The organism is Streptomyces sp. NPDC004667 (genome assembly GCF_040609475.1).
Taxonomy (GTDB): Bacteria; Actinomycetota; Actinomycetes; order Streptomycetales; family Streptomycetaceae; genus Streptomyces.
Genome location: NZ_JBEXKC010000144.1, coordinates 1 through 9,777, shown reverse-complemented (window position 1 = coordinate 9,777; position 9,777 = coordinate 1). Strand labels below are relative to the sequence as shown.

At 74.2% G+C, this 9,777-nt stretch carries 10 protein-coding genes; 9 read left to right on the top strand and 1 reads right to left on the bottom strand.

Annotated elements, in window-relative coordinates:
* Positions 1-20 precede the first annotated feature (20 nt).
* Positions 21-638, bottom strand: coding sequence for a ScbR family autoregulator-binding transcription factor (locus tag ABZW32_RS37345; protein WP_356224993.1), 618 nt, complete (start codon positions 636-638; stop codon positions 21-23).
* Between the two features lie 227 nt (positions 639-865).
* On the opposite strand from ABZW32_RS37345, the gene ABZW32_RS37340 reads away from it, so the two are divergent.
* From ABZW32_RS37340 to ABZW32_RS37300, 9 genes are all read left to right on the top strand, one after another.
* Entirely contained in the window at positions 866-1,636 is a 771-nt protein-coding gene (locus ABZW32_RS37340) for a response regulator transcription factor (protein ID WP_356224991.1), read from the top strand.
* 68 nt (positions 1,637-1,704) lie between these two features.
* Positions 1,705-2,550, top strand: a complete 846-nt coding sequence (locus ABZW32_RS37335; protein WP_356224989.1) for a hypothetical protein — start codon at positions 1,705-1,707, stop codon at positions 2,548-2,550.
* A gap of 221 nt (positions 2,551-2,771) precedes the next feature.
* A complete protein-coding gene (locus ABZW32_RS37330; protein WP_356224988.1) occupies positions 2,772-4,238 on the top strand; it encodes an FAD-dependent monooxygenase in 1,467 nt (488 codons plus the stop codon).
* Between the two features lie 268 nt (positions 4,239-4,506).
* Positions 4,507-5,154 (top strand): TetR/AcrR family transcriptional regulator C-terminal domain-containing protein, encoded by a 648-nt coding sequence (locus ABZW32_RS37325; RefSeq protein ID WP_356224986.1) that lies wholly within the window; start codon positions 4,507-4,509, stop codon positions 5,152-5,154.
* A 37-nt stretch (positions 5,155-5,191) separates the two neighbouring features.
* On the top strand, positions 5,192-5,524 hold the full coding sequence (locus ABZW32_RS37320) for a TcmI family type II polyketide cyclase (protein WP_356224984.1): 333 nt from the start codon (positions 5,192-5,194) through the stop codon (positions 5,522-5,524).
* Positions 5,525-5,561: 37 nt separating this feature from the next.
* Entirely contained in the window at positions 5,562-6,830 is a 1,269-nt protein-coding gene (locus ABZW32_RS37315) for a beta-ketoacyl-[acyl-carrier-protein] synthase family protein (protein ID WP_356224982.1), read from the top strand.
* On the top strand, positions 6,827-8,041 hold the full coding sequence (locus ABZW32_RS37310; RefSeq protein WP_356224980.1) for a ketosynthase chain-length factor: 1,215 nt from the start codon (positions 6,827-6,829) through the stop codon (positions 8,039-8,041). Before ABZW32_RS37315 ends, ABZW32_RS37310 begins: the two co-directional genes overlap by 4 nt.
* Positions 8,042-8,155: 114 nt before the next feature.
* Positions 8,156-8,425 carry an acyl carrier protein gene (locus ABZW32_RS37305; protein WP_266845263.1) on the top strand — a complete coding sequence of 90 codons (270 nt, stop codon included), beginning with the start codon at positions 8,156-8,158 and terminating at the stop codon, positions 8,423-8,425.
* A gap of 47 nt (positions 8,426-8,472) precedes the next feature.
* On the top strand, positions 8,473-9,777 hold a 1,305-nt coding region (locus ABZW32_RS37300; RefSeq protein ID WP_356224978.1), incomplete at its 3' end, for an FAD-dependent monooxygenase.

Sequence of the window (9,777 nt, the reverse complement as noted above, 5' to 3'; positions counted from 1 at the left end):
GCCGGGGCCGCCCCGGCGCGTCAGGAGCCGCGGCCGGCGGCGCCCAGGGCGCGCAGGGTGGCCGGAGCCGCCAGACAGGGCATGACCACCCGCCAGAACCCGGCCAGCGTGCGCGGGGCGAGCCACTGGGGGTCGTCCCGGCCGAGCACCTCGAAGCCGAGCGTGGCGGCCACCACCGTCGTGGCGACGCTCTGGCGGTTGAGGCCGGGCAGCAGGGCGTCCTCGTGCGCGGCCTCCGTCAGCAGCCGGTGGACGTACTCGTGCCACTCCCCGGGCAGGGCGAACGACGACGGGTAGGTGGGCTCCCGGCTGAGCTGGAAGCCGGCCCGTGCCACCACGTCGGACAGGAGCAGCCCGGCGAGGGCCTGGGAGCTGTCCGCCAGGGCCTGGAGGGCCGAGGTGCGCCGCGCGTACACCTCCCGGGCCGCCGCGCGCAGCGCCCGCGCGGCAGCCGTCTCGACGGCCGCCGCGATCGCGGCCTTGTTCTCGAAGTGGAAGTGCAGCGCGCCCGGGCTGACTCCGGCTCCGACGCTGATCATGCTCAGCGTCGCCTCCGCGTACCCGCGCCGCCCGAACACCCTGGCCGCCGATTCGATCAGTGCGCGGCGGGTGCGGACAGCGCGTTCTTGTTTGATCACGCATAGCTCCTGTATCAGTTTCCTTCTATTATTAAACCGTCCCGTTGGTATTGGAAGCGGGTGAGGGTCCCCCTGGATGGCCTGTTCTGCATGGTTTTTCGCCTAGGGATGGCCCGATTTAACCCTTTTATCGAGAGCCTGGTTGTGTTTTGTGGGCTTTGACAAACCGACGCAGCGGTTTGTATCTTCTTGACGTTGACCCAACCGAGCTTGAGGGAGGGGGGCAGATGAACCAGCGGACCATGGCTGTGCTGGAACCTCACACAGTCGCCGCGGGAGCGAACGGCGGTTTCTCACCGGCCGAAGGCCAGAGAACACCGCAGCACGCGCCGACGCAGTCGGCGCTGTGGCGGATCCTCATCGTGGAGAGCAACTCGGCCGAGGCCGAGACGCTGGCGCGCGGTCTGCGCCGGCACGGGCACGAGGTCGACATCGTGGGTACCGGCGGCGAGGCGCTGCGCAGCTACGTGGACGCCGACCTGGTGCTCCTGGACCTGGAACTGCCCGACCTGGACGGCCTGGAGGTCTGCCGGGGCATCCGCGCCGCCCACGAGATCCCCCTGATAGCGGTCACCGCCCGGGGCAGCGAACTCGACCGGGTCCTCGGCCTCCAGGCGGGCGCGGACGACTACCTGGCCAAACCCTACGGATTCCGCGAACTGATGGCCCGCATGGAGGCCGTCATGCGCCGGGCGCGCCCCACCCGGCCCGTCGCCGCCACCATCACCCGCGGTCCGCTGCGGATCGACTCGGGGACGCGCGAGGTGACGCTGGACGGGGTGCCCGTCGAGACCACCCGCAAGGAGTTCGACATGCTCTACCTCCTCGCGTCCCATCCCGACACCGTCATCCCCCGCAAGATGCTGATGCAGCAGGTGTGGGGGGACTCCTGGTCCCGCCGGACCGTGGACACGCACGTCAGCACCCTGCGCAACAAGATAGGCGCCGGATGGATCATCACCATCCGCGGCGTCGGCTTCCGCTTCGGCCAGGGCTGAGCCCGGCCCGCCCCGCGCACCCGCGCGGGAGCACGCAGACCACCGCAACGAGCCGAGGGGGGAACGACATGACGGTGACGGCACTGTGTCACGGGGAGGGCTGCCGCGGCGCCGGAGCCGACGGCCGCCCCCGTCGGCGTACGGTCCGGGACGGCCGGCTGTGCCGGACCTGCCGGGACCACCTCTCGGCGGGCCTCGGCGAACTGGCGCACCTGTACGAGGAGTGCGGGCGCGTCCTCGGCGGTACGACCCCCGGCAGCCTGCGCGAGCGGACGAGCGGCGGCGAGCTGCCCGGACTCCCCTTCAACGGGGCCGCGGCCGACGTACGGGCCCGGATGGTCTCCGTGCTCGGCTCCTGGGGCGGCCTCGTCGCACAGGAGCGCGGGTTCCCCGCACCGCCGCGCACCGTCGCCGACCTGACCGCCTTCCTGCAGCGCAACGCCGACTGGATCGCCGCCCACCCGGCGGCCGCGGAGGCCTCCGAGGAGATCGCCCGCCTGGTCCGGTCCGGACGCCGCGCCGCCTTCCCCGAACCGGCCCGCACCTTCCGCCTCGGCGACTGCCCCGAGCCCGGCTGCCCCGGAGGCCTGGCCCTGTCCGTCCGCGACGCGGACCGGACCGCCGGCCGGGCGGTCGTGTGCGACGCGGACCCGGCCCACCGCTGGACCAGCGACCGGTGGAGCGAGCTGAGCGACTCCCTGGAGGCCGGGCGGGCGCCCGGTGCCGCCGCGCCGGCCACCGAACGCTGGCTCACCGCCGGCGACATCGCGCAGCTGTGGCACACCCCGACGGGCACCGTGTACCGGCTGGCGAGCGAGGAGCGGTGGCGCCGGCGCAACCGCGCGGGCCGTACGTACTACAGCGAGAGCGACGTCCGCGCCTGCTTCGACCGCCGCGCCGCTGCCCGCGCCTGAGCCGCGCCCCGCCGGGGTCCGCACGGCGACGGGCGGAGCCCGGACGGAGCGGTCTGACCTGGTCTTGACATTCCCTTGGCCGTTCCCCGACCCACCGGACCGGCCCTTGTGGAACCTGACCGAGTCCTGAATCCAGCACCATTGAACGGCCGCTCGCGTCCGAAGAACCTTGTAGTCAAGATCCGGTGCACTGTCTCCGGAGGCGAATTCAAGGAGTCGTGATGGACGCACCGGTCATCGTCGTCGGCGCGGGCCCCGCGGGCATGATGCTCGCGGGCGAACTGCGGCTGGCGGGAGTCGCCGTCGTCGTCCTGGAGCGTCTGGAGCGCCGCACGGGCGAATCGCGCGGCCTCGGCTTCACCGCGCGCACGCTGGAGACCTTCGACCAGCGCGGCATCCTCGCGCGCTTCGGCGACATCGAACGCAGCACCCTCGGCCACTTCGGCGGCCTGCCCCTCGACTTCGGCGTCCTCGACGGAGCCTGCCAGGCGGCCAAGACCGTTCCGCAGTCGGTCACCGAAACGCACCTGGAGGAGTGGGCCACGGGCCTGGGCGCCGACATCCGGCGCGGCCACGAGGTCCTCGCGCTGCGCGAGGACGAGGACGGCGTCGAGGTCGAGGTGCGCGGGCCTGACGGCGTCCACAGCCTGCGCGCGGCCTGGCTGGTGGGCTGCGACGGCGGGCGCAGCACCGTGCGCAAGGCGGCCGGCTTCGACTTCCCCGGCACGGCCGCCACCATGGAGATGTACCTCGCCGACATCAAGGGCATCGAGCTCGAGCCCCGAATGATCGGCGAGACCCTGCCCGGCGGCATGGTGATGGTCGGTCCGCTCCCCGGCGGTACCACCCGCATCGTCGTCTGCGAACGCGGCACCCCGCCGCGGCGGCGCGAGGCCCCGCCGTCCTTCGAGGAGGTCGCCGCCGCCTGGCAGCGGCTGACCGGCGAGGACATCTCGGCCGCCGAGCCGGTGTGGGTGAGCGCCTTCGGAGACGCGGCCCGGCAGGTCACCGAGTACCGGCGCGGCCGCGTACTGCTGGCGGGCGACGCCGCGCACATCCACCTGCCCGCCGGCGGGCAGGGCATGAACACCGGTATCCAGGACGCCGTCAACCTCGGCTGGAAGCTGGCCGCCGTGGTCCGGGGCCGGGCGCCGCTCGCCCTGCTCGACACCTACCACGGGGAACGGCACCCGGTCGGCAGGCGGCTGCTGATGAACACCCGCGCCCAGGGGCTGCTGTTCCTGAGCGGCGCCGAGGTGCAGCCGCTGCGCGACTCCCTGCGCGAGCTCATGGCGTACGAGGACGTGGCCCGCCACCTCGCGGCCATGGTGACCGGACTGGAGATCACCTACGACGTCGGCGCGGGCGGCCACCCGCTGCTGGGCCGCCGGATGCCCGGCCTGGAACTGGACGGGCCCGGCGGACGGACCTCCGCCACCGCGCTGCTGCGCCCCGCCCGGGGCGTCCTGCTGGACCTGGCCGACAACCCGCGGCTGCGCCGGCGCGCCGCCGCCTGGGGCGACCGGGTCGACATCGTCACCGCCCGCCCCTCCGGCCCGTCCGGGGGCGAGCCGGCGGACGACACCACCGCACTGCTGATCCGGCCCGACGGGTACGTGGCCTGGGCCGCGCCCGGCAGCCACCACGACCTGCCGATGGCCCTGGAGCGCTGGTTCGGCCCCGCATGAGGCCGGCCGGCCGCCCCCGGGCATCGCCCGCCCGACGTCCCGACGGGCCGTGTTCCGAAGGCCCGCGTCCCGGCGGCCCGTAGCCCGACCGCCCGTAGCCCGACCGCCCGCGTCCCAACCGCCCGTAGCGCGACCGCCCGTAGCCCGACCGCGCGTCCCGACGGCCATCGCGCCGGTCCGGGGGAGCGGCGCCCCGTGCTGCCCGCGGACGGGCACCTCAAGAGCACCGCACGCGCATCCCCGAGCACCTCACGAGGAGAGACCACCCATGGCAACGCCCCTGGCAACCATCGAGCGAGCCCCGTCCGGACCGGCCGGGGAGCGCCGTGAGATCGTCCGGGCCGCCCGTACGGTCCTGGCCCGCGAGGGCTGGACGCGCTGCACCGCCGGGGCCACCGCGGCCGAGGCGGGCGTGCCGACGGACACCGTCGCGCTGCACTTCCCCGACCACGAGCAGCTGCTGCTGGGCGTCCTGCTGGACAGCTCCGCCTCCGTGGCGGCGGCCCTCGCGGCCGTCGCCGACAGCTACCTCGAAGAGATCACCGACCTCGAAGCGGACCTCATCGCCCTCGGCCGGGCCTGGCTCGCGCCGCTGGAGGCCTTCCGCGAGCACTTCGCCATCGTCCGGCACATCAGCGCCGAGGTCAGCCGGCTGCCGACCGGGGCCGTCGAGAAGTGGCAGGCGGCGGGCCCCCGGCAGGCCCGTCGCGAACTGGCCCAGCGGCTGCGACGCCTGGCGGTCCGCGGCCTGCTCGACATCCCCGACGCCGACCAGGCGGCGGAACGGTTCATCCTGCTGGTCCCCTCCACCGTCGTCCAGCGCTCCTTCCTGGGCGCGCTGCCGGTGCCCCGGGAGGAAGCCGACGCGCTGATCGCGGACGGCGTCGCCGACTTCATCCGCCTGTACCACGCCTGACCCCCCGCCCTCCCCTCACGGAAGCGAGAGACACCGCATGCAGCACAGCAACCTGATCGTGGCGCGGATGGACAGCATGTCGAAGGACCAGGTGACCCGTCTGTTCACCGAGTTCGACAAGACGGACATGCCGGAGCGGATGGGCACCCTGCGCCGGCGCCTGTTCATGTACAAGGGCCTCTACTTCCACCTCCAGGACTTCGCCGACGACGACGGCGGCCGGCGCATCCAGGAATCCCGTACGGACCCGCGCTTCATGAGGATCAGCCACGACCTGCTGCCCTTCATCCAGCCCTACGACCCGGCCACCTGGCGGACCCCCGCCGACGCCATGGCCACCCGCTTCTACGACTGGTCGGCCTCCGAGTGAGCACCGGCCGGGCCGACACGAGGGGAGGGCCGTACCGGTGGCTCGCCGGGTAGTGATCACGGGGCTCGGGGTGCTGGCGCCCGGAGGCATCGGCAGCCGCGACTTCTGGAGCCTGCTCAGTTCGGGGCGCACGGCGACGCGCGGGATCACCCGCTTCGACCCTTCCGGCTTCCGCACCAAGGTGGCCGCCGAGGCCGACTTCGACCCGCTCCTGCACGGGCTGACCCCGCAGGAGGTCGGGCGCATGGACCGGGCAGCGCAGTTCGGCGTGGTCGCGGCGCGCGAGGCGCTCGCCGACAGCGGCCTCGACCTCGCCGCGCTCGACCCCCACCGCACCGGGGTCAGCGTCGGCACCGCCGTCGGCGCGATCGGCGGACTCGACCGCGCCTACCGGGTGGCCGGCGACGACGGCCGCCTCGCCCAGGTCGACCACACCCGGGCACCGGAGCACCTGTACGAGCAGTTCGTGCCCAGTTCCTTCGCGGCCGAACTGGCGTGGGCCGCCGGGGCGGAGGGACCCGCCACGGTGGTCTCCACCGGCTGCACCTCCGGGATCGACGCCGTCGCCCACGCGGCCGACCTGATCCGCGAGGGCGTCGCCGACATCATGGTCAGCGGAGCCACCGACGCCCCGATCACCCCGCTCATCCTGGCGGGCTTCGACGCGGTCAAGGCCACGACCTCCTACGACGACCGGCCCGAAGCCGCCTCCCGGCCCTTCGACGCCACCCGCAAGGGTTTCGTCCTCGGCGAGGGCGCGGCCGTCTTCGTCCTGGAGGAGCTGGAGAGCGCCCGCCGGCGCGGCGCGCACGTGTACGCCGAGATCGCCGGCCACGCCTCCCGGTCCAGTGCCCACCACATGACCGGGCTGCGCCCCGACGGCCGCGAACTGGCGGAAGCCGTCACGGTGGCGCTCGACGAGGCCCGGCTCTGCCCCTCCGACCTCGACTACGTCAACGCGCACGGCTCCGGCACCCGGCAGAACGACCGCCACGAGACCGCCGCGTACAAGCTGGCCCTCGGCCGGCACGCCTACCGGACCCCGATCAGCTCGGTGAAGTCGATGATCGGGCACTCGCTCGGCTCCATCGGCGCCATGGAGATCGCCGCGTCCGTCCTCGCGATGGAGCACCACGTGGTGCCGCCCACCGCCAACCTGCGCACCCGGGACCCCGAGTGCGACCTCGACTACGTCCCGCTCGTCGCCCGGGATCACCGCACCGATGCCGTCCTGACCGTCGGCAGCGGGTTCGGAGGGTTCCAGAGCGCGATGGTGCTGGCCCGCCCCGACAGGAGGACCGCATGAGCAGGACCCTGGTCACCGGTATCGGAGTGGCCGCCCCCAGCGGGCTCGGGGTGGAGGACTTCTGGGCGGCGACCCGGGTCGGCAAGAACGCCATCGCGCCCGTCACCCGCTTCGACGCCTCCTCCTACCCCGCCCGGCTGGCCGGGGAGATCCACGGCTTCGACCCCGCCGAGCACCTGCCGGGGCGGCTGATCCCGCAGACCGACCGGGTCACCCAGCTCGCCCTCGCCGCCGCCGACTGCGCCTTCGCCGACGCGGGCCTGGCACCGGGGGACATCCACCCCTGCGACATGGGCGTGGTCACCGCGGCCGGATCCGGGGGCATGGAGTTCGGCGAGCGGGAGCTGCGCAACCTGTGGAGCCGCGGCGCCAAACACGTCAGCGCCTACCAGTCCTTCGCCTGGTTCTACGCCGTCAACAGCGGGCAGATCTCCGTCCGCCACGACCTGCGCGGACCCGCGGGCGTCGTCGTCGGCGAACAGTCGGGCGGGCTCGACGCCCTCGCCCACGCCCGGCGACAGCTCCGCAAGGGCACCCGGCTGATCGCCGCCGGCGGGTTCGACTCCTCCCTGTGCTCCCTGGGCTGGGCCGCGCACCTGGCCGGCGGACTCCTCTCCACCGTCCCCGAACCCGAGCGCGCCTACCTGCCCTTCGACGAGGCGGCCGCCGGCTACGTACCGGGCGAGGGCGGAGCCCTGCTGATCCTGGAGGACGAGGACGGCGCCCGCGCCCGCGGGGCCCGCACCGTCCACGGCGAACTCGCCGGGCACGCCTCCACCCTCGACCCGCGGCCGGGCAGCGGACGCGAGCCCGGCCTGCGCCGGGCCATCGACGCGGCCCTCGCCGACGCGGGCGTCCACCCCGTCGAGGTCGACGTGGTCTTCGCCGACGCCGCCGGAACCCCCCGCCTCGACCGGGAGGAGGCCGAGGCCATCACGGCCGTCTTCGGGCCCCGGGGGGTGCCGGTCACCGCGCCCAAGACGATGACCGGCCGGCTGAACTCCGGTGCGGGGATGGTCGACGTGGCCGCGGCGCTCCTGGCCATGCGCGAGGGGCTCATCCCGCCGACCACCAACGTCACCCTGTCCCCCGCCTACGACATCGACCTGGTCACGGCCTGGCCCCGCACCGCCTCGGTGCAGACCGCCCTGGTCCTCGCCCGCGGCCGCGGCGGCTTCAACTCCGCCGTCGTGCTGCGTTCCGTCGACTGACGGACGCCGCCCACCGGCGTCCGCCCACCCCGCCCCCGTCCGGCCCGGACGGGAGCTCCCCGTACCCCGCGGCCGCGACTGGCCGGCCGCGGAAGACCGATGAAGGGACCCTCCGTGTCCAAGCAGCAGTTCACCTTCGACGACCTCAAGCGCATCCTCCTGGAGGGCGCGGGCGCCGACGAGGGCGTCGACCTCGGCGGCCCCATCCTCGACACCGACTTCGAGTCGCTGGGCTACGAGTCGCTGGCCCTCCTGGAGACGGGCGGGCGGATCGAGCGCGAGTTCGGCATCACCCTCGACGACGACGTCTTCTCCGACCACAGCACCCCCCGTTCGCTCGTCGAGGCCGTCAACGAGAGCCTCCGGGCCCTCGTCAGCGCCTGACGCGGACCGTCCCCACCACAGCCTGGCCCAAGAGAGGGAGTACGCCCATGGCCATCGAGCAGGACTGCACCGAATCCCAGGTGATCGTGGTCGGCGCGGGCCCTGTCGGTCTGCTGCTCGCCGGGGAACTCCGGCTCGCGGGCGCGGACGTGGTGGTCCTCGACCGGCTCGCCGCGCCGACCACCGAATCCAGGGCCTCCACCCTGCACGCCCGCACCATGGAGATCCTCGACAGCCGGGGTCTGCTCGACGCCCTGGGCGACGTACCGGGCGAGGAGGCCGGCCACTTCGGGGGGATCCCCTTCGGCCTCGGCCTCCCGGGCCCCCACCCCGGGCAGTGGAAGGTCCCGCAGGCCCGGCTGGAGGAACTGCTCGGCCAGTGGGCCGCCGACCTGGGGGCGGACGTGCGGCGCGGCCACGAGCTGACCGGGCTGTCCGACACCGGCGACGGGGTCCTCGCCGAGGTGCGCGGCCCCGACGGCACGGCCCTGGCCTTCCGGGCCGCGTACGCGGTCGGCTGCGACGGCGAGGACAGCGCCGTGCGCCGGCTGGGCGGCTTCGCGTTCCCGGGCACCGACGCCGGGCGCGAGCTGCTGCGGGCCGACGTGACGGGCATCGACGTCCCCGCCCGCCGCTTCGAGCGGCTGGAGGGCGGACTCGTCGTCGCGGCCCGCCGCCCCGACGGGGTGACCCGGGTGATGGTGCACGAGTTCGGGGCGCGGCCCCGGGGCGCGGCGCCCTCCTTCGAGGAGGTCGCCGACACCTGGAAGCGCATCACCGGCGAGGACATCGGCGAGGGCACCCCGCTGTGGGTGAACTCCTTCGACGACGCCTCCCGCCAGGCCGCCCGGTACCGCCGGGGCCGGCTCTTCCTCGCGGGGGACGCGGCGCACCAGCAGATGCCCGTCGGCGGCCAGGCCCTCAACCTCGGGCTCCAGGACGCCTTCAACCTGGGCTGGAAGCTGGCCGCCGCGGTCACCGGACACGGCGGTGAGGAACTCCTCGACAGCTACCACGAGGAACGGCACGCCGTCGGGCGGGCCGTGCAGGGCAACATCAGGACACAGGCGCTGCTGCTGCTGGGCGGACCCGAGGTCGACGCGGTCCGCGAGGTGTTCGCGGAACTGACCGGCCACGAGGACGTCCGCGCCCACCTGGCCGGGATGATCTCGGGCCTCGACGTCCGCTACGAGGTCGGACCGGGCGACGGCCCGCTGCTCGGGCTGCGGCTGCCCCCCGTCGACCTCGTCGGGGAGGAGGGGGCCACCACCACCGCGGAGCTGCTGCGCCGGGGCCGGGGACTGCTGCTGCTGGCGCCGGGCGAGGAGGCCCTCGGGGCGCGCCTGCGCGCC